Below are 21,605 nucleotides of genomic sequence, written 5' to 3' on the forward strand. Positions count from 1 at the left end.
TTTGGACGTCTATAACTCTAAACACTTTAACTGTAAGCGTCAAGATATTTTAGACTTCTAAACTTCTACTTGACTCACTTTTCCGACAAGGTAAAATCTAGCCCCAGAAAATATATATTATTACAATAGCTACTATAGAGGAATCTCCATGGCTCAGTGGAATGGCGAGTATATTAATCCCTATGCCGAGCACGGTAAAAAAAGCGAACAAGTTAAAAAAATTACCGTATCAATTCCTTTGCGAGTACTTAAAGTATTAACCGACGAAAGAACCCGTCGCCAAGTAAATAATTTAAGACACGCAACCAACAGTGAACTACTTTGCGAAGCATTTTTACATGCTTTTACTGGTCAACCGTTACCAGATGATGAAGATTTAGCCAAAGATAATAACGAAAAGTTGCCGGCGAGCGTACGTCGATTACTAGAAGCACAAGGTATTACTGACTTTAGTGCTTATGAAGAGAAAGACGAAGAATAATAAGCTGCTATCACTGAATTAGCAAAAAAAGCCATAATGACTGAATCATTATGGCTTTTTTGTTAGCTTGGCACGGATTTATTTCACATCGAATGCAAAGCTGATAAACTTTTTCTATACCTATAATTAGCTAACAACATTCAACCTAAGGACAAACTGATGCGACTTTTAGCACAAGCGTTGTTAATTTCTTCTATATTAATCACTTTAACAGGCTGTCAATCAGCCTATTACTCCGCCATGGAATCTGTTGGCCAACATAAGCGCGATATCATGTTAGATCGCGTTGAAAACGCTCAAGATGCGCAAAAGGACGCTCAAGAACAATTTACGTCTGCCTTAGAGCAACTTTCACAGTTAATAGCCTATGACGGTGGCGATCTTGCAGAGCAATACCAAGCAACTAAAGATCAGTATGATGCCAGTAAAGAAGCGTCAGAAGAAGTTGCTAGTAGAATAGCTGCTATTGAAGATGTCGCGGAAGCACTTTTTGATGAATGGCAAGATGAAGTGGAACAATACAGCAGCGCTAAACTCAGAAGACAAAGCGAGGCCAAGTTAAAATCTACACAACGTCAATATAAAACCTTAATCAAATCAATGCATAGAGCACACGATAAAATGGCGCCTGTGTTAGCGGCATTAAAAGATAACACCTTGTACTTAAAACATAATCTAAATGCTCGTGCTATTGGCGCTTTAGAAGGTGAATATGGCGCAATTAAAAAAGATGTTGAACTGTTAATTAAAGAAATGAATTCAGCTATTAAGCAATCTCAACAATTTTTAGATTTACTGCAAGAACCATAAACCTCAATTGTAATGAGCCAAATGCAACAGCCAGCAGAGCAACTGCTGGCTAACTCACCTATACAAGCCTGCCATTTTCACGGTCATAAAGTATTTATTAAACGAGATGATTTACTTCATGCCCAATTTAGTGGCAATAAGGCACGTAAATTCGCCTATTTTTTAGCACATGACTTTCCTAACGTAAAAACACTGGTGGGTTATGGCTCAGTTCAAGCTAATTCATTATACTCGCTAGCAGCGCTTGCTAAGCTAAAAGGCTGGCAACTTAACTTCTATAGCAAACCCATTCCACACTGGCTAAAAGCACAACCTACAGGTAATTATTCCGCTGCTCTTAAGCTAGGCGCGAAAATTATTGAAGTAAAAGAGCTAACCAGCAACCTTGAAGCTTATGTACAAAGTCTTGATTTTGACCGTAATCACCTAAGCGTTCCCGAAGGTGGTCGATGCCAAGAGGCGGCTTTTGGTGTAAAACAGTTAGCCAATGAGTTAATTCAGCAATGCCAGGAACTTGAGCTTAATAACCCTGTCTTTATGTTACCTGCAGGCACAGGTACCACCGCATTGTATCTGCAAAAGTATTTACCCTTTCAAGTGATGACCTGTGCTTGTGTGGGCACGCCTGACTACTTAAAACAGCAATTTAACGAGTTAGACACTAACAGCACTCATTGGCCGACAATACTGCCAAGCCGGAAAAAATATCACTTTGGTAAGCTGTATGCGGAGTTTTATCAAATTTGGCAGCAACTAAAAGCACAAACGGGTATTGAATTTGAACTACTCTATGATCCGCTAGGCTGGCTATGCTTACTGGACTTTTTAAAAGCGCGTAAAAGCAATCAAGATATTATTTACATTCATCAAGGTGGTTTAGTCGGTAATCAAAGCATGCTACCTAGATACCAGCTCAAATATCCACAAGAATCGGCTAAATAAAAACTCAGCTTAAATAGCAAAAAGGCCTACACATCACTGTGTAGGCCTTTCAAATTATGCTCAAAGCTTAAATGCTTATTTATGATAAGGCTTACTTAAGCGGTGTACTGACTCAATAAAGTGACCAGCATGCTCAGGATTAACATCAGGGTGAATACCATGACCTAAGTTAAATACATGACCTGTACCACCTTCACCAAAACCAGCTAAGATTTTCGACACTTCTTGCTCTATACGCGGTAATGGTGCGTAAAGCATAGATGGGTCCATATTACCTTGTAAGGCAACTTTATCACCAACACGTGCTTTGGCCTTTTCAATATCGATTGTCCAATCAAGACCTACCGCATCACAACCAGTCGCAGCAATATCTTCTAACCACATACCACCATTTTTAGTAAATAAGGTTACTGGTACTTGGCGACCTTCATTATGACGAGTTAAACCATCAACGATTTTCGCCATATATTGCAATGAAAACTCTTTGTAATCGCGTGGTGATAACACACCACCCCAAGTATCAAATACCATCACAGATTGCGCGCCAGCGGCAATTTGCGCATTTAAGTAACTGATAACAGAGTCAGCTAGCTTATCTAAAAGTAAGTGTAATGTTTGTGGCTCAGCAAACATCATCTTCTTAATCTTAGTAAAACCTTTAGAGCTACCACCTTCAACCATATAAGTTGCTAATGTCCATGGGCTACCAGAAAAACCAATTAGCGGTACTTGACCATTCAGTTCTTTGCGGATAGTACGAACAGCATTCATAACATAACCCAACTCATCTTCTGGATCAGGTACAGCAATTTTATCTACATCAGCTTTACAAGTAATAGGACGTTCAAACTTAGGTCCTTCACCGGTTTCAAAATATAAACCTAAACCCATAGCATCAGGAATAGTTAAAATATCGCTGAACAAGATTGCCGCATCTAATGGAAAACGTCGTAATGGCTGAATTGTTACTTCACAAGCAAGCTCAGCGTTTTTACAAACCGACATAAAATCGCCAGCGTCTTTTCTTACTTCACGATATTCTGGCAGATAACGGCCAGCTTGGCGCATCATCCATACTGGTGTGTAATCTACAGGTTGCTTTAATAGCGCACGTAAATAGTTATCATTCTTTAATTCTGTCACCAATATATCCTCTTAACTTGGTATGGTTGAGCTTTCTTAGCTATATTCCACTTCACTCTAGCTATAACAGCTAATTATTTATGGCGCACAGTTTACCACCGCCATTGATTTTGATCTATGCGCCAAATCAACTGACCACAAATCTCTCCAATAAAAATAATTTTTTTCTTTAAAAATACGGTTGTTTTTTGGCAAGTGTTTTTGAATCAAGAACTTATCAACCAGTATGGCAAATACCGCCTAAATACGAAAAAAGTCGTGGAGTTTATGCTCTATTAAAGTTGTTGCAGCGAAAAAAATGGTTTGTTATAAAATGCCTGCGCTACAGAAAATAATAACAATAATAAGAAAATAAATAACTAATAAGAAGCTTGTTTAACAAGACCATAATGCGAGCAGTTCAGGCCTTCCTCGAAAGAGGAAGGCTTTTTTATTCCCCGTAAAGCATCATTTTTCACCCGTAGAATAAAACCAATAAATTGGCTTATTTAGGCGGAAATACCAGCAGAACTTTACCTAAAATTTGCGATTTACCGACAGGACCCAGCTTTTCAATTGGCATACTACTTTTGTGCAGACCTTTAAGCCAAAATAAACCATTTCTGTCTATCTTAGCTAGCGATTTAACAATAAAGCCATGCTTAGGATGAAACACCTTTAATATGCTACCTTCTTTAAGCTGTCTTAACCTTAACCAAGGCACGATAAAAATGTAGCTATTTTCAGGAATGTCAGGTGACATACTCATACCGCGAACTTTACAAAAGTGAAAGCCTAACATAATCAGTCTCCTAATTTAGGGTATACCACATTCTGGGCTGGTGGATATGGGCAAACAGCAGTAAATGTCGCTACTTGTTTTGTTTGCCAAAAGATTTCTGCAAAGCGATTAACCTTATCTAACAATAATAAGGCTTGCTCTTTACTGATGTGCTGCTTTGCTTTTGATGCTGTTAGCATAATATCGTGAGTTAATTCATGTAACTCAGGAAATGCGCTTAGTTGTGGCGCTTTAATATAATCGCCCCAAATAATGCCGATCTCCTGTTTTACTTCCATAGCATGCTGTTCTTTTTGATTGACTAAGCGAATAAACTCAGCTTGCTGTGCTAGCGTTAGACTTTCTTTCGCTTGCAACTCTGCAATCAAATCAACCATACGAATCAGCGTTAGGGCGGCAATTTGTGCAGTAATTGGGTCATATATTTTACAAGGGATATCACAGTGAGCAGAAACCACAGGAAAATTTAGTTTTTCATCTAACTTCTCAATAATTTGATAAATCATAATATATCCTCCTGCTTTAGTTATCTCGTTTAGAGCTTGTTAACTCTTTAAATGCCAAAACACCAGCGGCAATAATAATAGGAGCCAACCATAACAAATGAATCAAGCCAGCATCAGCAGCGCTATGATCATGGCCCGAGTGTGCTGCTACAGGTAGTGAAACCACAGCCACTAGCGTCAATAAAAATGTCACAAGTAATGATAATTTGTTCATGGTAAAGATCCTTTAATTAATGTAATACAGGTTGCTGAGCACTGACTTCAGCTTCCATCTGCTGCAATGATTTAAGACAGCCAGCACACGCTTTATGCTTTTTACTAAAAGCTAACATGGGGCTTAAAGTGATTTTAATTGCCGTTAATGCCATCAATTGCAAATCTTGGCTAATATCATTGCAGCGCGATAATTCCATCATTCTTTGGTGAGGTATTTGCAAATACTTAAAAGCCAACTGCGCCTTGCCTTGTACTTCATACAACACAGCCAAATTATGAAATGAGCCAATCCAAGCCAGCAATAAAGTGCTATTTTCCATATCCGCCAACCAAAACTGCTCTAAGCATTCAAGTGCTTGCTGATAGCACTCCTCTGCTTCATACCAATTTTCATAATTGAAGTGGAAATTGCCTTTTTGTAGCAGTAATTGCCAAACTTCCATAACACACCAACACAAATGAGAATGATTCTCATTATATACTCATAATCTATTTTGTAAACTCTTTTACTAAGAGAAAGTACGTAAAAATTTAAAATAAGATCATTCTCAAGTAAGATGGTGAACAAAGTCAGAAATAAGCCACGGTGAACAAATGAATAAACCACAAAGAGATGTAACACTTAGATTCTTAGCAGAGCCACAAGATGTCAATTTTGGTGGAAAAGTTCATGGTGGCGCGGTAATGAAATGGATAGACTTAGCAGCATACGCTTGTGCCGCTGGCTGGAGTGGCCGTTACTGTGTAACAGCTTATGCAGGTGGTATACGCTTTGTCGCTCCTATTCACGTGGGCAGTTTAGTTGAAGTAGAAGCCAAGGTTATTTATACCGGTAACTCTTCTATGCATATTGCGCTTGAAGTAAATGCTTGTGATCCAAAATCACTTAACCGCCGCTTAACAACCCACTGTATTGTTATCATGGTAGCTGTTGATCAAAATGGTCAATCAGAGCAAGTTCCGCAATGGATACCAAAAACCGAAGCAGATAAAAAACAACACGCCAGCGCCGTTAAACTGATGGAGATGCGCAAACAAATTGGCGAAGAAATGCAAATATTCGTTGAATAAATAAGGCAAGCCGTTATCGTCTGCTTGCCACACGCTAGCTGCTTATTTAGCTAACAAACTCAGCGCCATAGTGGTCATGCCTTTTACCCCTGTGGCAATAGTTTTCTCTGCATCAGGAGCAAATTTTGCTGAGTGTAATGATGGCAATGCTTGGCCTGTGTTTTTCGCTTGCTGATAGCGTGTTGGCTCAACCGCACCTAACCAAAATAACGCACTGGGGATTTTTGCTTTAGTACGGCCATAGCGAGCAAAATCCTCCCCCGCCATGACAGGGTCTACTGTAACCACCTGCGCCTCACCTAAAGCGCGTGTAAGCTGGTTAACCAATTTCTGTGTATATTCTGGCTCATTATAAACAGACGGGGTATTTTCATCTTTTACTACAACTTTAGGTAATAATGTTTCTGGCAAGCCTGATGTACGCGCTAAGCCTTCACTGACTTCTTTAATGCGAGTTAACAGATATTCACGGGTTTCATCTGAATAGGAACGAACCGTTAATTGAAGTTTGACCTCGTTGCCGATAATATTGTGTTTTGTACCACCATGAATAGAGCCAACGGTAATAACCGCAGAATCAAGCGGAGAAATTTCACGACTAACAATGGTTTGCAAATGAGTAATAATTTGCGCCGCTAACACCACAGGATCTTTCGTCTTATGGGGATACGCACCATGACCGCCTCGGCCGAACACGCTAATATCAACCGAGTCAACATTCGCCATAGCATACCCTTTAACATAGCCAATCTTTCCTGCGGGTAAGTCTGCCGCCACATGCATAGTTAAGTTAAAATCAGGCTGTGGAAACTTTTCAAATAAGCCATCATTTAACATAGCTTTTGCACCAAAACCTATCTCTTCAGCAGGCTGAAACACTAAAAGTAATTGACCTTGCCAAGCATGCTTATTGGCAATAAGTTGCTTCGCTGTCCCTAGAACAACCGTCATATGAACATCATGTCCACAAGCATGCATCACAGGTATTTGACTGGCATAAGGCAAGCCTGTTTGCTCTTCTACTGGTAGTGCATCCATATCAGCTCTTAACATTAAAGTCTGACCGTCACCATTAGCATACAAGGCAACAACCCCCGTACCTGCCAAACCAGGTGTTACCGTAAAACCCAACTGCGCTAATTCTTTAGCAATATAGTCACCGGTTTTATGTTCTTTTTTTGATAATTCAGGATGTTGGTGAAGATATTTGTAATGCTTAACTAAATCTACCAGCTCTTCACTCTTTAAAGTCGTAGTTGCCAATGCAGGGTTAACTGTACTAAATAAAAATAACAGTGCTAAAACCAGTTTAAATTGCTTCATTAATACTTAACTCTATCGCGAAAGGATTATTTACTGTAATCAGCTTATCTTGCTAATACAAGTTGTGATTAAAACACTATTGACTACAAATTAATCAGCAAGTTGATTTTTAGCGGCTATCCACTGTGCCATATATTTAGTACTTTTATGGTGATGATGATTAAGCATACTACCAATAAAGTTTTGCTGCCTGTGCTCAGTTAAATTCGCTTGTAGGGTATTTATTTTTGTTTCGAGTGATAAATATGCCTTACTTTGCTGAAACATCTTTTTAGCACTTTTAGGCCCTTCAACACTGGCTGCTTGCCATGCTTGCTCATCTTTATATAAAGCAACGGCAGCGTCAGCAAATGCCTGGACATCATCACAAATCTTACCCGGCCAAGGCAAACCACATTGCATGCCCTCACTACCAATTTCTGTGGTCACTGAAGGGGTTGCGCAAATCATGGCCTCAGCAAGCTTGCCTTTAATGCCGGCGCCAAAACGAAGCGGCGCTAAACAAACTCGAGCAGATTTCATCGCATTGAGCGCATCATCAACCCAGCCTTTCACGAGAAAACCTGTTTTTTCATCATGCAGTGCGGTTGCTTTAGGTGGCGGATATGCACCATAAACACATAGCTGAGCATCTGGTAGTTGCTTGCGAATTAGTGGCCATATTTGCTGTTTTAACCAAAGCACCGCATCCCAATTAGGGGCATGGCGGAAATTACCAATCACCATAAAGCCATCACGTTCATGATAACTCGGCGTATCTTGGTTTAACTGTGTGTCATCAAGCATAAATGGGCAATGGTGTAACAAGTTAGCGTCAACGTTAAATAAGCGTCGTAGTAGTTCAATTTCTACAGGTGAAATCATCAAACTTACATCACTGCGATAAATTGCCGCGATCTCGCGTTTAGCCATATCTGAAGTTAACAAGTCTTGCTCGGAAAATGCCTGACCTTGTTTAAAGGCTTTATGACGCGCATCGCGCAAAGAAAACAAGTCTTCTGTATCAAGCACTCTTAAAGCATCTGGACAAGATTCGCTTACTCGCCAGCCAAATTGCTCTTCCATCATAAAGCGGTCAAACATAACGACATCAGGTTGTAGCTGCTTAATAAAGCTATCAAAGCTAGTACAATTAAGTTTAATTTCAGCAATAGATACCTCAATAGTCACTAAATCAGCCATGTGCTCAGATAACTGGGCAGGACTAGCAAAGGTTATTTGATAACCTTGCTGCTGAAAAAACTGAATTAACTGCATCATTCGGCTACCTGCTGCCGATGAATTAGGCTCAGGCCAAACATAACCAATAATTAATAACTTTTTCACTGTACAAACTCTTTATAAAAGATAAAAAAATGCCGCTACACAGTGCAGCGGCATTTTCACTAACTCATTTAAGCTAATAAATTAGTGCGTATGGGTATCACCCACTTTTTCTGACTCTTCTTGCTTTTGAATCTCAAGTAGCTCAATTTCAAACTCTAACACTGAGTTACCAGGAATACGTGGTGGATTACCATTTGGTCCGTAAGCTAAATCTGATGGGATAGTAAACTTGTACTTAGAACCCACAGGCATTAACTGAACACCTTCAGTCCAACCTTTAATTACACGATTTAGTGGGAATACTGCTGGCTCATTTCTGTCATATGAACTATCAAATGTTTCACCATTTAAGAAAGTACCTTTATAGTGAACTTTAACTGTATCCGTTGCCGCAGGCTTTTCACCATTACCTTCAGAAAGTACTACATATTGAATACCAGATTCAGTTACCTGAACGCCTTCTTTTTTAGCATTCTCTTCTAGGTATTTGGCACCTTCAGCTAAACTTGCTTCAGCTTCTGCTGCAATTTTAGCTTGTTGCTTTTCTTTCATCGTTGCATCTAGGTTCATTAATAATGCTTGAATCTCTTCTTTTTCGATGACGGCTTTACCTTCAATGCTATCAACAAAACCGCGCACGATAAGCTCTTTATCTAAGCTTAAACCTAGTTTGTCGTGCTCTTCCAAATTACGCTGCATATACATGCCAATTGAAGCACCTAAGCCGTAAGCTTGTTTTTGCACTTCAGTTTCTAACATAGGTGCTTTAACAACCTCTTCTTTAACTGCTTTCTCTTGACAGCCAGCAACTGCAATTAACGCCACAGCAACTAACGTAGGTTTGAACAATTTCATTTATTTCTCCATACTTATCTGACTGTTGAAGCCTGACTTCAACTCGCATTAGCCTTTATATTTAGTTATCTTAAAATGCAAAATATAACTAAACAAAATTTAAAAACCCCTTATACTAACGGTAATCGCCCAGATAAAAAAGTATTAATATTTTGAAACTTTGTAAGCAGATCTATAAGGCAAGTTTTCTGTTAACGCTAACTGTCATGTTAAGTGCCTGCCAGCCCAACAAAACTTCACCTATTCAGCGCTGGCAACATGCAGTAGAAGGCTCCTATGCGGGTGAAATATCACGAGATGGTCGATACAGTGTCGTTTCCTCTATTCATCATGGCATTAGTGTCTGGGATCTAAAAACCAATGATCGCAAGTACAACTGGGCGCAAGAACAAACCAGCAGTGATAATTTAGTTTTAGCGATAGATATCAGTGACAACGCTAGCCATGTTGTCACCGCCAACAGAAGTGATTTTGCTCTATGGAATCTTGAAAATGGCAAATCAGAAGGTTATTGGAAGGTAAGAGATTCAAACATTCGTGATATTGCCGTAAGTAATCAAGGCAACTTTGTCTTAATAGGCAAAAGCAGTGGTACCGTAGTTCATGTAGCGATAGACACTGGTAGACGCCTAGAGTTTCTAGGTCATAGCGAGAAAATTAACAGTGTTGATATGTTACCCAATGGCCGTGTTGCCATGTCAGGTGGTAACGACTTTATTGCTTATGTTTGGGATAGCCAATCAGGACAAGTTATTTACCAATTCAATCATACCAGTCGGGTATCTAAAGTCGCTTTAGATCCTCAAGGTCGCTATGCTTTTTCAGCTGATAGTATGCGCGCAGCACATATATGGGATTTAAAAACAGGTAAACTCATAACTACGCTAAAAGGTACAAAACGTCATGAAGTATTTAGCTCAGTCAGGTTTTCTAGCGATGGCAAAACATTAATTACTGGCGCCGCCACACGTAAGGTGAGTGTTTGGGATATTGAAACAGGAAAGCGTACCGCTCACTGGTATGTCACGGCAAAAGAAGCAAAAAGACCTACTGGCGCAGTTGTGTATAGCGTCGCATTTGGCGATAATAACACCTTACTTACCGAAAGCTCATCAGGATACGCAGAATCATGGCCAATGCCGAAATCTCATTAACGGCTCATAGCAATAATGATAATTACATTAAGCAACTTGAAGAAAGAGTTGACGCGCTTGAATCAAGAAATGTTTTTCAAGATGATGTGATTGAACAATTAAGCCAAGAATTAGCAGTCCACCAAAGTGAAATTACTGAGCTAAAAGAACAAATACAAATAGTGGCGAGTCGTCTTAAAGAGGCTGGCAACTTATCAAGTAAAGAGCAAGTTGAGCCACCACCGCCACATTATTAAGCCGCTGCCTACGGCTTAAATACGCCAATCACTTGCTCGCTATCACGCACTTCTTTTTCAACTTGCGCTTCAGCTTGTACCATCTGCTCACCACAACTAACACAGGTAACTTTTTCAACACCATCTTCTTTAGTGAGCGCCATGGTATCTTGAGCCTTACATTGCGGGCAAATAGCACCAGCAATAAAACGTTTTTTTACGCGAGATTTCATCTTAACAATAACCAACTGCATGTCATCTAATAAATTCTCGCTATTTTACCTTGAATAGTCACTATACCCAAGCGACAATGCACACCGCATGCAACTCTTGCTGATAATATCAACCTCTGAGGACTTACCTTGTGATCACCGCAACTGATTTAAGCTTAGATAGAGGCGCTAAAAATCTAATTAAAGCGTCTACTTTTACCATTCACCCCAATCATAAGGTAGGCTTAGTTGGTAGCAATGGCTGTGGTAAATCATCACTTTTCGCCGCATTTTTAGGTGAGTTAGCACCAGATTCAGGTGAATTAACTATGCCAAGCAGTTGGGATATTGCCACGGTAAAACAAGAGACTCCGTCTCTTACACAATCAGCTTTAGACTATGTTATGGATGGCGATAAAGAATTTCGCCAGCTAGAGCAGCAGCTTGAACAAGCTAGAGCTGCCAATGATGGCAGCCTTGAAGCAACCATTATTAATAAAATAGATACCATTAATGGCTATAGCCTCCCCGCACGCGCAGGGGAATTGTTACATGGTTTAGGCTTTTTACAGTCGCAATTAGCAACACCTGTTAAGGACTTTTCTGGTGGTTGGCGTATGCGCCTTAACTTAGCGCAAGCACTTATTAGCCGAGCTGATTTATTATTACTGGATGAGCCAACCAACCACCTAGATTTAGATGCGGTTATCTGGCTGCAACGCTGGCTAAAGCGCTATACCGGCACGCTGGTATTAATTTCACATGATCGCGACTTTTTAGATACAGTTATCGGGCAAATTCTTCATATTGAACATCATAAAGCCAAATTATACAGCGGCAACTATACCGCCTTCGAAAGACAAAGAGCTGAACATTTAGCACAGCAAGAAATTCAATATCAAAAGCAACAAAAAGAAGCAGCTCACCTAACAGCCTTTGTTGATCGTTTTCGCGCGAAAGCAAGTAAAGCTAAACAAGCACAAAGTAGATTAAAAAGATTAGAGAAACTGCCTGACTTAGCGCCAGCACATATAGACACCCAATTTACCTTTAGCTTTGAACAACCAGAGCACATGCCCTATCCGTTACTTTCCTTAACAGACAGCCGCTGTGGTTACACTCAAGCTAACAGTGATGAGCAAACTATAATACTCGATAAGGTAAATTTAACCTTAGTACCAGGCAGCCGTATAGGCTTACTTGGTAGAAATGGCGCAGGTAAATCAACCTTAATTAAATCCTTAGCCGGTGAAATTGCCACATTAGCTGGTGAGCGCTATTGCGCACAAGAGCTAAAGGTAGGTTACTTTAGCCAGCACCAACTTGAACAACTACATGCACCTTCTAGCCCTGTGGAGCATATTCTTAGAGCTAAACCTAGCATGGGCGAACCGCAAGCAAGAGCTTTTCTTGGTCGCTTTGGTTTTAGTGGCGATCAAGCGTTATCAGCGATTAAAACAATGTCTGGCGGTGAAAAAGCTCGCTTAGTATTAGCCCTAATAGTACTCGAAAAGCCACAATTATTATTACTTGATGAGCCAACTAACCACCTTGACTTAGAAATGCGCCAAGCTTTAGTGATGGCGCTGCAAGAATTTAGTGGTGCCATCATTTTAATTGCCCATGATAGGTTTTTGCTTGAATCATGTGTTGATGAATTTTACCTTGTTGCCAACGGCAGCGTAGCTGATTTTAGTGGTGATATTGACGATTATCAGCAGTGGTTAAATGATGACAAAAAACTTACCGTAAGTGCCGCCAAAAGCACTAGCAGCAGCGCACTAGATAAAGGGCCTGATAAAAAGCAGCTCAGACAACAGCAGGCACAATTAAGACAAAAAGCTGCGCCATTAAAGAAACAAGCTGATAAATTAGAAAAAAACATTCAGGCATGGCAGGCTGAACTTGCCCAAGTTGAAGAGATACTCAGCAACAGTGAGATTTATCAAAGTGAGCATAAAGCTAAACTAACAGAGCAGCTAAAACGCCAAGCTGAGTTAAAAGAAAATATTGAAGAAAATGAAATGCTTTGGCTTGAACTAGCCGAAGAAATTGAACAGATTATGACTGTTCAAAATTAGTTTCTAAGCTACACTATAAACATACTATCTTAACAAGGAATAATCTAATGCGTGCCAAATTACTTATTATCTGGTTACTGCTATTAAATAGTATTACGGTACTTGCTCAAGGCGGTAACTTAGAGCAAGGCATATACGATCTTAATCGCGGTGAATTTAAACAAGCTATCGCAGAATTTACTCCACTCGTTGAACAAGGCTATGCACCTGCGCAATATCAAATGGCTGTTATTTATCAAAATGGTTATGGTGTTCGTAAAGATGGTATGAAAGCTCTTGAGCTTTTTGAATTAGCGGCAAAACAAAATAACGCAGATGCTCAGTTTGAATTAGCCCTTATTTACACCGAAGGAAAGTTAGTAAAGAAGAATTTAAAACATGCTTATGAGCTCACCAAAAAAGCCGCCAATAAAGGCTTAGCAAGTGCCCAGTTTAACTTAGCGGTAATGTATGCCAATGGCGAAGGTGTAAAGCAAGATGTATTTAAGGCATCACGCTGGTATGAAACCGCTGCTAACCAAAATTATGCGTTAGCACAATACAATTTAGCCTTACTTTATAGCGAAGGTAGAGGCGTTGAAAAGAGCACCGAAATGTCTTACGTATGGAATACCATTGCTTCTTGGAATGGCTACCCCAACGCTGAAAAAAGTCGCCTAATGGATGAACGCGACTTATCAAAAATGAAAATTGAAAATGGCCGAGAAAAGGCTAATCAGATTTACCAAAAAATCAAAGAACAACAAGAAAACAAAGCAAAAATGGCGGAAAAGCAGCGAGTATTTTGATCTAAATCACCTTAATTATTGTGTGGATTAATTACACTAATCTTGTTTAGGAAATACTAGTTCACTTTGATAATTACGGAGATTGTTATGGACTTCTTCAAAATGCTTACCAATGACCCTGTAGTAATGTTTTCTTTCGGTGGCTTAGCTATCGTTTTAGCTATTTGCGCTTACTATGTTTACTACTTTATTAAGCATATTCAAGACGACAGCTAATAAAGGCACATACTGGCGAAACACTAACCTTTCCTCCCTTATGGGAAACTGGCGATATTTGCTATAATCTATATCAGTTAGGTTGATTTATAAAACAACACTGATTAGTTATAGTGAGTATCGTTATGAATACTATTAAGCAAAGTTCTGCCAATTTAACTTTCATAGAACGCTTAAATCAGCAAAGGCAAGAACAGTCGGAAAAGTTAGCGAGTGCTAAAAAAATCAATCGTGCTGCTGATGATGCAGCAGGTCTGCAAATTGCTTCTCGGCTAAGTAGCAATATTGCGCAAAACCAGTTGCTTCTCGGCTAAGTAGCAATATTGCGCAAAACCAGCAACTAAGTTTTAATGCGCAAGACCAAATCAATATCAACTCAAGCCAATCAAGTGCACTTTCAGCTATAAATACTAGCTTACAGCGTGCAAATGAATTATCCATTCAATCAGGTAACCCATTAGCGGACAGTAATATAATTCAGCAAGAATTAGATGGCATCAGTGAACAGGTCAACGCCATAGCTGATGAAGTATTAGGACAAAACAACTTTTTAAGCGGCTTAGATGCCAGCGATCCCGCAGCAACCCAAACCATTTTAGAAAATGCCAGTACGCTAATTAATCAAAACAACGCTAGTTTAGGGGCAAGCTCAAATGCACTATCATCTCAAGTGTTAAGTTATGAGGCCGCCATCGTTAATACCAGTGCTTCACGCTCACGCATTGAGGATACTGATTTTGCCAAACAAACCAGTGAACAACAAAAAACCGAAGTGTTACTGCAATCCGCCATTTTAACTAAGCAAAATGAAGAAGAGCGCAAGGGGCTATTGTTCAATCAACTTGTTTAACTAACGGTTAATGATATTATTAGCGCCTATGATTAACGCCTTTCTCATTATGTAAATGCCAACACAAAGTAACTTTAAAGCTGCCTGGTGGTTATCAAATCCACACTTACAAACCTTAGGGGCAAAAATATTTCAACGTAAAAAAATCATCACTTACCCTGAAATATTAACATTACCTGATGGCGACTTTGTTGAACTGGCATGGACAGAAACGCCACAACACCAAAATACTAAGCCTATTGTTGTTGTACTTCATGGCTTAGAAGGCTCTAAAAACAGTCATTACGCCCGCAGTATTCTGTCGACCATAAAAACCAACGGTTGGATAGGCTTACTGATGCATTTTCGCGGCTGTGGCCAGCAAACAAATCGCTTGGCCAAATCATATCACAGTGGTGACACACGCGATATTTACTACTTAACATCACAATTACAACAACGATTTAAGCATTGCCAGTTTTCAGCGTTAGGTTTTTCTTTAGGTGGTAATGTACTGACAAAGTATCTAGCAAAATATCCAGACAATCCGTATCAGGCTGCCGCTGTAATTTGTGCTCCGCTAGATCTAGCTAGCTGTAGCGAGCGTATCAATTCTGGTTTTTCTCGTGTTTATCAAAAATATTTACTCGACATGCTTAAAGCCAGTGCCCTCAAAAAAATAAAAGCACAGCTTATTTCTCATATTTGTACAGCCAAGCTTAAGGCTATTGAAACTATCAAAGAGTTTGATGAAAAAATAACGGCACCGCTTAATGGTTTTAGCGATGCTATGGACTATTATCAACAAGCGAGCGGTAAAACCACCATACAAGAGATCAAGCAGCCCTGTTTATTTATTCATGCCAGCGATGATCCTTTTTTAAACCATCAGCAAACATTACCAAAAGAGCCACTACCAGCACACCTCACCTTTGAAATATCAAACAAAGGTGGTCATGTTGGTTTTATTACTGGCAAAAATCCGTTTAAGCCAAAGTTTTGGCTAGAACAGCGCGTCCCTGAATTTTTTGCCAACTATTTTGCTATATAACCGAGCCAGCTTTTTATGATTATTCCATTAGATCAGTTATCTGAAGATACCTTAACAGCCATTATTGAAGACTTCATATTAAGAGAAGATACTGAACAAACTGATATTAACACTAGCCAACAAGTTAAAATTGCCCAAGTAAAACAGCGATTACACCAAGGTGAAGCGCTTATCGTTTACTCACAACTTTATGAGTCAGTTAACATTATTCCTAGCGACAAATACAGTGAACATGAGGAAAGTTAGCCATATAACCTCATGTTTACATAAGAAATAGTGCTAGAGCAAACCAAACAACAGGCTATATAACACAGTATAAAGCTAACTCGCTAATTAATGCTCGTATTCTTCTAGTTCTCGCTTAAGGCGATGTTTCTCTTTAATAGATTCAATTTCACGCCATTTTCTCTTACGTGAACGTCCTTTATGCTTTGCTACTTGCTCAAATTCTTCCATTGAATCAAGAAAATTTAATTCATCCCAGTTGCTTACATTGCTTGTATTAGCCATTTCAATAAACCTTTGTCATAAAAAAGAACTAAAATTTAACCAGCACCTATGACTTTTTTGTGACAAAAAAATGATCCTTACATGAAGGAATTCTTTAAAGCTTTGTTTGTTGAAAAGCAAAACTGTCTTCTATACTGATACTCAATAACTCAGCAACGACATTTATTAACTGCATGATTATCAAAATAATTGTATTTATTAACCTTTTCTTTAGTTATTTAGTTTTTGCTGAATCGACAAAGTTAATTGTCGGCTATGGCGATCACAATGGTGCCCCGTACGCAATTGAGGCAGGGGAACAATTACAGGCTGGCATAATCAAAGATTTGGTTACTGAAATATCTGCTGAGCTAGATATTGATATTCAATTTGAAAAAACGCCGAGAAAGCGTATTGAACGCTATTTAGAAAGCGATACCATTCATTTAGTATTGTTTACCAACCCCAAATGGCTCAGTAATAGCGATAAGCTACAATGGAGCCAATCACTGTTCACCGAACGTGATCAGCTGGTTGTAAAAGCTGATAACCCTAATAGTTACCATGCTTTTAAAGATTTAAAGCATATGACCATAGGAACAATCAGAGGTTATAGCTACCCCAACTTACAACCATATTTTGACAAAAACTACTTTACTCGTTATGACGTTAGTAGTGTCGATGTTAACTTTATTCGCCTAGAGTTAAACAGAATAGATGCCTTAGTCGACTCAGAAATTTTAATAAACTTTCATTTACAGCAATCTAGTAAGGCCAATAAATTTAGAGTACTGCCTTTCCATGTAAGTGAACACAAAATCTACGCGGCTCTTTCACCGAATGCGCCAATAACATTAGCTGACTTAAACAAAACGTTAAGCAAATTTCATCAACAAGGTGTTATTGAAGCAATTCTTAAAAAATACCGAGTGAGTAAGCAATAAAAATTAGAGTAAAGCTAATGTTAGTTAAACTTAAAGTGCGACACTAACTCATTTAACTTTTGCGCTTTATCTTTTAATTCACTACAAGAAGCAGACGTTTGCTGAACAACCTCGCTACTCATTCTTGAGATATCGGCAACCGCTGTCACATGAGGATTAATTTCACCCACCACATTTGATTGCTCGCCAGTGGCATTGGCTATTTGTAAATTCATATCATTCATTACGGCAATACTTTCAGAAATAGTGTGTAAATGATCGCCTGAGTGGCTAGATTCAGCTTCACTATTACTACTTAATTCATTACTTTGCTCTATCGCCCTAACCACTTCTTTGGTTTTATCTTGTAATGTCTCAATAATTCTACGGATTTCTTCAGTTGAGTCATGGCTTCTTGAGGCAAGTGTTCTAACTTCATCAGCTACTACTGCAAAACCTCGCCCTTGCTCTCCTGCTCTCGCCGCTTCAATGGCAGCATTGAGGGCTAATAAATTCGTTTGTTCTGATACACCGCGAATTACCTCAACAACAGAATCAATTGAACTGGCATCTTCTGCCAGTTGTTTAATCATATCGCTGGTTGATGCTAGCTGACTCGTCATCGAACCAATACTGGCAATGGTTTTCTGTACCGATATATTACCTTGTTGTACCGTTTCATCAGCTTGTTGTGCGCTTTGTGCAGCACTATTTGCGCTCGTGGCAATTTCTTCTGCGCTCATACCCATTTCATGAATAGCCGTAGCAATTTGTTCTGTCCGACTCACCTGCTCACTAATATCTTGCTCCATTTTTTTTGCTTGGCTATCAATATGTTCTATTGCTTGCAATAACTGCTGACTAGTCTCTGACACTTGCTGAAGTAACACACTTAAATGAGCAACAAAGTCATTATAACCACGCGCCATAGTACCAACTTCATCTTGACGACTATCGTCTAACCTTCGTGTAAGATCGCCGCCACCTTGGCCAATTTCCTGCAAAAGTTCAGCCAGATGACCAAACGGCGATACCAGCTTAGAAATTAATAAGGTACTGACCACAGCTGAAATCACAGCAATAACGCTACCTATTAACAGTAGCGACCAGGTAGCTTGCTCTAATGCCCCTAGAATTTCTGCTTTAGGTACTTTAACCATAACGTACCAACCAATGTCTGCCAGATACTGACTTGCAGCCAGCATAGTAACGCCATCTAATTCAAACTCAGTCGCCGCAAAGTTGTTTTGTGCTAATAGGCTATCTGCTGACTCAATACCAATACTGGTAAGAGATTTACCTATCATTGTCGTATCAGGGTGCAACTTAATGTGCCCTTTGCCATCCACTAAAAACGCTTTACCTTGCTCACCTAAACGATACTGACTAATGGTTTTTACCATATTATCTAGCGATAAACCTATGCCAACAGCAGCACTTGCTTTGCCATCAACTTTTAATAAATAGTTAATAAATAGCGTTGGTACATTGGTGCTTTCATCAATATCAAAGCTAAGCTCATAATCCTTACCTGAGCTGATAAAACGATAAAACCACTGATCTTTTTCATTTTCTTGAGAAATTGTCTTTGTTAGCCCATCTTGGGTAAAGTAATAACCTGTATTGGCCGAAACAACAAAGGCAGTAATGCTATTGAATTCACGCTGAATTGTTTTAAGGTAGTCAATTAGTTTGTCATGCTGACTTTCTAGCTCACCATTATTAATAAACTCCTGCAAATAGACACTACTAGCCATAGTGTGTGACACAGTAATAGGTAACAATAGTTGACTATCGATATTACTGCTAACCTCCCCTAAAACAGCAGGTAGTTCACGCTCATTAACCGCCTCAACAATAATGCTGCGACTAGAGCTTAACGCGAAGGCACTGACAATGATAATAGAGAGCAGTACCGCAATGACTGTGGTTATAACAACCTTTTGACGAATATTTAATTTCAACATGACTTATACACTTTTCAGTTTTTTATTGGCCGGAGTATATCGAGTAGTAAAATTCATTAGCCCTTATAACTATAGCCCGTCAGGATAAAATTGCAGAGTTAACCTATAAAAATTAAGTGGTTATATGCTAACAACTCAATTCAGCTGACAAAAAAGCCCTGATAGCAGCAACTATCAGGGCTTTTTCATGGATTTTGATTAACCTCAGGTTTGCATAAGAAATAGTGCCAAAGCTAACCAAATCAACAGGTGATAGCTTTTCTGATTTCTAGGAAGCTGAGGTTGATTTCTAACTTGTAGCGTTAGTACTTTCAAAAATCTTATCAGCAGAAGCGGCAACAAAGCCGGTATATAATTCACCATTTGCTAATGGGTAACGCTTGGCAAATTCGTAGAAACAGCTTGGGATTTCCATGCTTTTATCGCTAAATTCAACCAGTGCTTTATCTGCTAAGGTTGAAGATTGCTCTAATTTAACTTCTTCATTACCTTTCACTTCGCCGCCAGAAGTATTTAGCGCATAGCCAGCATCTTTAAGGGCACTATTAACAGCTAAAATGCAGTCATAGTTTTCTAAATGATTAATGCTTACCGTAAAATGATTGGCGCGATAGCCCCATGCTGCTAACCAAGCTGCGTATTCACTTTCTTCTAGTAATGTGTTGTAGTCAGTTGAGCTCACCTGCCAAGGCGTACCTGAGTATAAGAAATCTGCTCTATCTGAAATATCATCAGGTAACTGCGCCACTAGCTCAGTAATAATTTTTTGTATCTTTTCAGGGAACTCTTCAACTCGTAATTCACTAATAAATACTTTTGGCATAGTGTCATCACTGTGCTCATAGTGTTTAGCGGTTAATTTTTTCGCTTCAAAATCATACTGACCACATTCGCTATAGCCTAATGCTAACAAATGCTTAGCCAATTTATCTAACGCAACTTTTTCTAAGTTGAAGGTACGATAAGCGACATGATCATTAATAACATCACTGCCACTACCCAGCAATTGATGGATACTCTTTGCCGAAGGAGTAACACTGATATACTGCTGCCAAATATTGTCGAATAATTCCATTACTTTCGCTGTCATAATTTTTCTCTCATTACAAATAAATAATAAAAATGTGAATGAATAGCAATCAACAGTCAGTAAAATAACAAAGAATGGAAATTTTGACGACAGCAAATGCTATCCATCAAAATTTAGATTTGATCGATACTTTTAAAGAAACAAGGACGAAGCCCTGCTTGCTTGATTGGGTTAGTGAAAAATAGTCTGCTTAAAGGCATAGCCTAAATTACTTACTCTAAAATCTTTATGTTTACTCAATCGCTATTGAGCAATACTAAATCGTCGCTATTTTAATCGCTATTGCTTTACCGTGCAATAGCAAGCGCCCTAATCAATAATGTTGCCTGTGTGCTTTAATGATTTTTTGCCAAGCAAAATCTCTTGCCCCTAAACTGATAAAGTCAGGATTAAGTAAGCTTTCCCTTTGGTTATAAGTTAGCGGATTAAACTCACTATCTAATATATCACCGCCAGCTTGCTCTAAAATACATTGACTTGCGCCAGTATCCCACTCACCGGTAACGCCAATACGTAAATAACAATCTGCGCCGCCTTCTGCTATTAAGCAATTTTTTAGCGAACAACTGCCCAAAGCAATATAGTCATAATTAAAATCATCACTTAAATACTGGCCCATTAACTCAAGCTGTTGACGACGACTTATCGCCACTTTAATACGTCTATTTTCCTGATAATCAGCCACTGCAATTTTATGACTTCCTTGGCAATTATCTTTAAAAGAGCCTAAGTGTTTTTGTCCATAATAGGTAAGACGGTGATCAGGGGCATGGATAACGCCAATGCTTGGCCAGCCATTTTCAACCAGAGCAATATTCACAGCAAAATCACCACTACCTATGATAAATTCGCCCGTGCCATCAATAGGGTCAAGCAACCAATAACGCTGCCACTTACCACGCTGCTCAAGCGGCAGCGCACCAACCTCTTCAGAAATAATCGGGATATCTGGCGTGAGCGTTTTAAGCTGATCCATTAAAATATCATTCGCGGCAAGATCTGCTGAAGTGACCGGACTTTCATCTGCTTTCGTTTCGGCGGTAAAGTTACCTTGGCGATAATATTTCATTACCTCAGCGCCGGCTTTTTTGGCGCTTTGTAATGCTATGTCTAATAACTTTTCATCACTCATCATT

At 39.2% G+C, this 21,605-nt stretch carries 27 protein-coding genes; 14 read left to right on the top strand and 13 right to left on the bottom strand.

Going from position 1 to position 21,605, the window contains the following annotated elements; genetic code table 11:
- The first annotated feature begins 148 nt into the window (after positions 1 to 148).
- The 3 genes from metJ to EMK97_RS09240 all read left to right on the top strand — a co-directional run bounded on the left by metJ (position 149) and on the right by EMK97_RS09240 (position 2,233).
- Complete coding sequence (gene metJ / locus EMK97_RS09230) at positions 149 to 481, top strand: met regulon transcriptional regulator MetJ (protein ID WP_130601496.1); 333 nt, start codon at positions 149 to 151, stop codon at positions 479 to 481.
- 156 nt (positions 482 to 637) lie between these two features.
- Positions 638 to 1,291: a DUF2959 domain-containing protein gene (locus EMK97_RS09235; protein WP_211342311.1), complete on the top strand. Its 654-nt coding sequence runs from the start codon at positions 638 to 640 to the stop codon at positions 1,289 to 1,291.
- A 21-nt stretch (positions 1,292 to 1,312) separates the two neighbouring features.
- A complete protein-coding gene (locus EMK97_RS09240) occupies positions 1,313 to 2,233 on the top strand; it encodes a 1-aminocyclopropane-1-carboxylate deaminase/D-cysteine desulfhydrase (protein ID WP_130601500.1) in 921 nt (306 codons plus the stop codon).
- A 75-nt stretch (positions 2,234 to 2,308) separates the two neighbouring features.
- Here EMK97_RS09240 and hemE read toward each other — a convergent pair whose 3' ends face one another.
- From hemE to EMK97_RS09265, 5 genes are all read right to left on the bottom strand, one after another.
- Complete coding sequence (gene hemE / locus EMK97_RS09245) at positions 2,309 to 3,376, bottom strand: uroporphyrinogen decarboxylase (protein WP_130601502.1); 1,068 nt, start codon at positions 3,374 to 3,376, stop codon at positions 2,309 to 2,311.
- 484 nt (positions 3,377 to 3,860) lie between these two features.
- Positions 3,861 to 4,157, bottom strand: a complete 297-nt coding sequence (gene sodX / locus EMK97_RS09250) for a nickel-type superoxide dismutase maturation protease (protein WP_130601504.1) — start codon at positions 4,155 to 4,157, stop codon at positions 3,861 to 3,863.
- Between the two features lie 2 nt (positions 4,158 to 4,159).
- On the bottom strand, positions 4,160 to 4,663 hold the full coding sequence (sodN, locus tag EMK97_RS09255; RefSeq protein ID WP_130601506.1) for a superoxide dismutase, Ni: 504 nt from the start codon (positions 4,661 to 4,663) through the stop codon (positions 4,160 to 4,162).
- Between the two features lie 16 nt (positions 4,664 to 4,679).
- Positions 4,680 to 4,877 (bottom strand): hypothetical protein, encoded by a 198-nt coding sequence (locus EMK97_RS09260; RefSeq protein WP_130601508.1) that lies wholly within the window; start codon positions 4,875 to 4,877, stop codon positions 4,680 to 4,682.
- 16 nt (positions 4,878 to 4,893) lie between these two features.
- Positions 4,894 to 5,322, bottom strand: a complete 429-nt coding sequence (locus tag EMK97_RS09265) for a hypothetical protein (protein ID WP_130601510.1) — start codon at positions 5,320 to 5,322, stop codon at positions 4,894 to 4,896.
- A 151-nt stretch (positions 5,323 to 5,473) separates the two neighbouring features.
- Here EMK97_RS09265 and EMK97_RS09270 point away from each other — a divergent pair, with 151 nt between their 5' ends.
- On the top strand, positions 5,474 to 5,950 hold the full coding sequence (locus tag EMK97_RS09270; RefSeq protein WP_130601512.1) for an acyl-CoA thioesterase: 477 nt from the start codon (positions 5,474 to 5,476) through the stop codon (positions 5,948 to 5,950).
- A 42-nt stretch (positions 5,951 to 5,992) separates the two neighbouring features.
- On the opposite strand, the gene EMK97_RS09275 is transcribed toward EMK97_RS09270, so the two are convergent.
- The 3 genes from EMK97_RS09275 to fkpA all read right to left on the bottom strand — a co-directional run bounded on the left by EMK97_RS09275 (position 5,993) and on the right by fkpA (position 9,454).
- On the bottom strand, positions 5,993 to 7,273 hold the full coding sequence (locus EMK97_RS09275; RefSeq protein WP_130601514.1) for a M20 metallopeptidase family protein: 1,281 nt from the start codon (positions 7,271 to 7,273) through the stop codon (positions 5,993 to 5,995).
- Between the two features lie 90 nt (positions 7,274 to 7,363).
- Complete coding sequence (locus tag EMK97_RS09280) at positions 7,364 to 8,599, bottom strand: glycosyltransferase (RefSeq protein ID WP_211342291.1); 1,236 nt, start codon at positions 8,597 to 8,599, stop codon at positions 7,364 to 7,366.
- 81 nt (positions 8,600 to 8,680) lie between these two features.
- The gene (gene fkpA / locus EMK97_RS09285; protein ID WP_130601516.1) at positions 8,681 to 9,454 is read right to left on the bottom strand and encodes an FKBP-type peptidyl-prolyl cis-trans isomerase; all 774 of its coding nucleotides are present in this window, start codon (positions 9,452 to 9,454) and stop codon (positions 8,681 to 8,683) included.
- Positions 9,455 to 9,660: 206 nt separating this feature from the next.
- Between fkpA and EMK97_RS09290 the strand changes: the two genes are divergently transcribed.
- Both EMK97_RS09290 and EMK97_RS09295 read left to right on the top strand, forming a co-directional pair.
- On the top strand, positions 9,661 to 10,608 hold the full coding sequence (locus tag EMK97_RS09290) for a WD40 repeat domain-containing protein (protein ID WP_130601518.1): 948 nt from the start codon (positions 9,661 to 9,663) through the stop codon (positions 10,606 to 10,608).
- Positions 10,584 to 10,844: a SlyX family protein gene (locus EMK97_RS09295; protein ID WP_130601520.1), complete on the top strand. Its 261-nt coding sequence runs from the start codon at positions 10,584 to 10,586 to the stop codon at positions 10,842 to 10,844. The genes EMK97_RS09290 and EMK97_RS09295 overlap by 25 nt, the downstream gene beginning before the upstream one ends.
- Before the next feature lie 8 nt (positions 10,845 to 10,852).
- Here the strand turns inward: EMK97_RS09295 and EMK97_RS09300 are convergent, their stop codons facing one another.
- Positions 10,853 to 11,056 (bottom strand): YheV family putative zinc ribbon protein, encoded by a 204-nt coding sequence (locus EMK97_RS09300; RefSeq protein WP_130601522.1) that lies wholly within the window; start codon positions 11,054 to 11,056, stop codon positions 10,853 to 10,855.
- A gap of 131 nt (positions 11,057 to 11,187) precedes the next feature.
- Here EMK97_RS09300 and EMK97_RS09305 point away from each other — a divergent pair, with 131 nt between their 5' ends.
- From EMK97_RS09305 to EMK97_RS09330, 7 genes are all read left to right on the top strand, one after another.
- Complete coding sequence (locus EMK97_RS09305; RefSeq protein ID WP_130601524.1) at positions 11,188 to 13,116, top strand: ATP-binding cassette domain-containing protein; 1,929 nt, start codon at positions 11,188 to 11,190, stop codon at positions 13,114 to 13,116.
- Positions 13,117 to 13,163: 47 nt separating this feature from the next.
- The gene (locus tag EMK97_RS09310) at positions 13,164 to 13,904 is read left to right on the top strand and encodes a tetratricopeptide repeat protein (RefSeq protein ID WP_130601526.1); all 741 of its coding nucleotides are present in this window, start codon (positions 13,164 to 13,166) and stop codon (positions 13,902 to 13,904) included.
- Positions 13,905 to 13,991: 87 nt separating this feature from the next.
- Positions 13,992 to 14,120 (top strand): DUF3149 domain-containing protein, encoded by a 129-nt coding sequence (locus EMK97_RS09315; protein ID WP_130601528.1) that lies wholly within the window; start codon positions 13,992 to 13,994, stop codon positions 14,118 to 14,120.
- A 125-nt stretch (positions 14,121 to 14,245) separates the two neighbouring features.
- The gene (locus EMK97_RS19190) at positions 14,246 to 14,434 is read left to right on the top strand and encodes a flagellin N-terminal helical domain-containing protein (protein ID WP_246028919.1); all 189 of its coding nucleotides are present in this window, start codon (positions 14,246 to 14,248) and stop codon (positions 14,432 to 14,434) included.
- An 8-nt stretch (positions 14,435 to 14,442) separates the two neighbouring features.
- On the top strand, positions 14,443 to 14,970 hold the full coding sequence (locus EMK97_RS19410; RefSeq protein WP_342774646.1) for a flagellin: 528 nt from the start codon (positions 14,443 to 14,445) through the stop codon (positions 14,968 to 14,970).
- A gap of 55 nt (positions 14,971 to 15,025) precedes the next feature.
- Positions 15,026 to 16,000 carry a hydrolase gene (locus EMK97_RS09325; protein ID WP_130601530.1) on the top strand — a complete coding sequence of 325 codons (975 nt, stop codon included), beginning with the start codon at positions 15,026 to 15,028 and terminating at the stop codon, positions 15,998 to 16,000.
- A 15-nt stretch (positions 16,001 to 16,015) separates the two neighbouring features.
- A complete protein-coding gene (locus tag EMK97_RS09330; protein WP_130601532.1) occupies positions 16,016 to 16,246 on the top strand; it encodes a YheU family protein in 231 nt (76 codons plus the stop codon).
- Positions 16,247 to 16,333: 87 nt separating this feature from the next.
- Here EMK97_RS09330 and EMK97_RS09335 read toward each other — a convergent pair whose 3' ends face one another.
- Complete coding sequence (locus tag EMK97_RS09335; protein ID WP_130601534.1) at positions 16,334 to 16,510, bottom strand: DUF3545 family protein; 177 nt, start codon at positions 16,508 to 16,510, stop codon at positions 16,334 to 16,336.
- A gap of 173 nt (positions 16,511 to 16,683) precedes the next feature.
- On the opposite strand from EMK97_RS09335, the gene EMK97_RS09340 reads away from it, so the two are divergent.
- Positions 16,684 to 17,433, top strand: a complete 750-nt coding sequence (locus EMK97_RS09340) for a substrate-binding periplasmic protein (RefSeq protein ID WP_130601536.1) — start codon at positions 16,684 to 16,686, stop codon at positions 17,431 to 17,433.
- A gap of 20 nt (positions 17,434 to 17,453) precedes the next feature.
- On the opposite strand, the gene EMK97_RS09345 is transcribed toward EMK97_RS09340, so the two are convergent.
- The 3 genes from EMK97_RS09345 to cysQ all read right to left on the bottom strand — a co-directional run bounded on the left by EMK97_RS09345 (position 17,454) and on the right by cysQ (position 21,601).
- Positions 17,454 to 19,379 carry a methyl-accepting chemotaxis protein gene (locus tag EMK97_RS09345; protein WP_130601538.1) on the bottom strand — a complete coding sequence of 642 codons (1,926 nt, stop codon included), beginning with the start codon at positions 19,377 to 19,379 and terminating at the stop codon, positions 17,454 to 17,456.
- Between the two features lie 289 nt (positions 19,380 to 19,668).
- On the bottom strand, positions 19,669 to 20,469 hold the full coding sequence (locus tag EMK97_RS09350) for a DUF1338 domain-containing protein (protein ID WP_130601540.1): 801 nt from the start codon (positions 20,467 to 20,469) through the stop codon (positions 19,669 to 19,671).
- A gap of 313 nt (positions 20,470 to 20,782) precedes the next feature.
- The gene (gene cysQ, locus EMK97_RS09355; protein ID WP_130604440.1) at positions 20,783 to 21,601 is read right to left on the bottom strand and encodes a 3'(2'),5'-bisphosphate nucleotidase CysQ; all 819 of its coding nucleotides are present in this window, start codon (positions 21,599 to 21,601) and stop codon (positions 20,783 to 20,785) included.
- Positions 21,602 to 21,605: the final 4 nt, after the last annotated feature.

The sequence above is a fragment of the Litorilituus sediminis genome, assembly GCF_004295665.1.
GTDB classification, from domain to species: domain Bacteria; phylum Pseudomonadota; class Gammaproteobacteria; order Enterobacterales; family Alteromonadaceae; genus Colwellia; species Colwellia sediminis.

Excerpts from the sequence above, each read along its gene's own strand:
- EMK97_RS09270 (WP_130601512.1), top strand. The coding sequence starts at position 5,474 with ATGAATAAACCACAAAGAGATGTAACACTTAGATTCTTAGCAGAGCCA.
- EMK97_RS19190 (WP_246028919.1), top strand. The coding sequence starts at position 14,246 with ATGAATACTATTAAGCAAAGTTCTGCCAATTTAACTTTCATAGAACGC.
- fkpA (WP_130601516.1), bottom strand. The coding sequence starts at position 9,454 with ATGAAATTGTTCAAACCTACGTTAGTTGCTGTGGCGTTAATTGCAGTT.
- metJ (WP_130601496.1), top strand. The coding sequence starts at position 149 with ATGGCTCAGTGGAATGGCGAGTATATTAATCCCTATGCCGAGCACGGT.
- EMK97_RS09300 (WP_130601522.1), bottom strand. The coding sequence starts at position 11,056 with ATGAAATCTCGCGTAAAAAAACGTTTTATTGCTGGTGCTATTTGCCCG.
- EMK97_RS09335 (WP_130601534.1), bottom strand. The coding sequence starts at position 16,510 with ATGGCTAATACAAGCAATGTAAGCAACTGGGATGAATTAAATTTTCTT.
- EMK97_RS09240 (WP_130601500.1), top strand. The coding sequence starts at position 1,313 with ATGCAACAGCCAGCAGAGCAACTGCTGGCTAACTCACCTATACAAGCC.
- EMK97_RS09275 (WP_130601514.1), bottom strand. The coding sequence starts at position 7,273 with ATGAAGCAATTTAAACTGGTTTTAGCACTGTTATTTTTATTTAGTACA.
- EMK97_RS09260 (WP_130601508.1), bottom strand. The coding sequence starts at position 4,877 with ATGAACAAATTATCATTACTTGTGACATTTTTATTGACGCTAGTGGCT.
- EMK97_RS09315 (WP_130601528.1), top strand. The coding sequence starts at position 13,992 with ATGGACTTCTTCAAAATGCTTACCAATGACCCTGTAGTAATGTTTTCT.
- EMK97_RS09350 (WP_130601540.1), bottom strand. The coding sequence starts at position 20,469 with ATGACAGCGAAAGTAATGGAATTATTCGACAATATTTGGCAGCAGTAT.
- EMK97_RS09325 (WP_130601530.1), top strand. The coding sequence starts at position 15,026 with ATGCCAACACAAAGTAACTTTAAAGCTGCCTGGTGGTTATCAAATCCA.
- EMK97_RS09340 (WP_130601536.1), top strand. The coding sequence starts at position 16,684 with ATGATTATCAAAATAATTGTATTTATTAACCTTTTCTTTAGTTATTTA.
- sodN (WP_130601506.1), bottom strand. The coding sequence starts at position 4,663 with ATGATTTATCAAATTATTGAGAAGTTAGATGAAAAACTAAATTTTCCT.
- EMK97_RS09310 (WP_130601526.1), top strand. The coding sequence starts at position 13,164 with ATGCGTGCCAAATTACTTATTATCTGGTTACTGCTATTAAATAGTATT.
- EMK97_RS09345 (WP_130601538.1), bottom strand. The coding sequence starts at position 19,379 with ATGTTGAAATTAAATATTCGTCAAAAGGTTGTTATAACCACAGTCATT.
- sodX (WP_130601504.1), bottom strand. The coding sequence starts at position 4,157 with ATGTTAGGCTTTCACTTTTGTAAAGTTCGCGGTATGAGTATGTCACCT.
- EMK97_RS09330 (WP_130601532.1), top strand. The coding sequence starts at position 16,016 with ATGATTATTCCATTAGATCAGTTATCTGAAGATACCTTAACAGCCATT.
- EMK97_RS09295 (WP_130601520.1), top strand. The coding sequence starts at position 10,584 with ATGGCCAATGCCGAAATCTCATTAACGGCTCATAGCAATAATGATAAT.
- EMK97_RS09290 (WP_130601518.1), top strand. The coding sequence starts at position 9,661 with ATGTTAAGTGCCTGCCAGCCCAACAAAACTTCACCTATTCAGCGCTGG.
- EMK97_RS09265 (WP_130601510.1), bottom strand. The coding sequence starts at position 5,322 with ATGGAAGTTTGGCAATTACTGCTACAAAAAGGCAATTTCCACTTCAAT.
- cysQ (WP_130604440.1), bottom strand. The coding sequence starts at position 21,601 with ATGAGTGATGAAAAGTTATTAGACATAGCATTACAAAGCGCCAAAAAA.